The sequence below is a fragment of the Pseudomonas sp. GW704-F2 genome (genome assembly GCF_059423025.1).
The window spans coordinates 1-854 of record NZ_JBWKXO010000095.1 but is presented as its reverse complement, the minus strand read 5'-3'; the positions used below and the strand labels follow the sequence as shown (position 1 = coordinate 854).

Here is an 854-nt window from a genome sequence, read left to right as displayed (position 1 = left end):
CCCATTAGCCGGTCTCAAGTCAAGGCTAAAAGCCAACTCGCCCTGCAGCTTTTAACTGTAGGGTTTCCCTTTGTCTCAACCTGCTCGGTTGAACCCGTCGTACCCGTTTTCTCATCAATGGCTACGACCGAGTCGTGCCTGACACCCATATGGATCAAGCGGTAGCAACACAACACGCACCGCCCTGGCAGTGAACTGCCCCAGAGAAACGTTGGTACCGCCAATGTGTCCAAAACGTGTCACAGAACTGTGGCTCGTGCGCAAAGCGCACGTCCAGTCTCTACTGGCTCACTTAGCGGACGACCCGGTTACAACGCACTCAGGCGGTGATGATCGGACGCCACTCGGATTTTTGGCTCACGTCCAGTCCCCTTTCGGTTGCCCGATCATCACCTGACTCGCCCTTCAGGCGAAACAGCGTTTAGCGTCAAAAGGCTGCTTCTCCTTAAGGATGTGGTAGGTCGCTCGCGCTAGCTTGTGAGCCAGTGCTTTAGTCGCCACCACGCCATTGGTCTTGGCTTTCTTTTTCTCAAAAAATCGTTTGGCATCGTCACTAAATCGCCGCGCAAAATTGGCCGCTTCAATAAAGGCCCAGATCAGGTACGCGTTACCGTTTTTGGCGTTGCCTTCACCCTTCTTTTTGCCGTTGGAGTAGCGCGCACTTTTTACGCACCGAGCATAGGAGGCAAAGTGACCGACCTCTGCAAAACGTCCTATGTCACCGGTTTCCAACATGATGACTGTTGCCAGTACTTCACCGACGCCTGGCATCGTTTTTAGCAACAAATACTCAGGTCGTAATTTGGCCTGTTGAAGCAGTCGCGCTTCAAGCCCGGCGATCTGCGCTTCAAGCG

At 53.6% G+C, this 854-nt stretch carries 1 protein-coding gene; it reads right to left on the bottom strand.

What is annotated here, in order from left to right; all coding sequences use genetic code 11:
- Window positions 1–405 precede the first annotated feature (405 nt).
- Window positions 406–854 (bottom strand): transposase (locus tag AC07W0_RS30900; protein WP_495029350.1); only part of this gene is annotated, 449 nt, incomplete at its 5' end.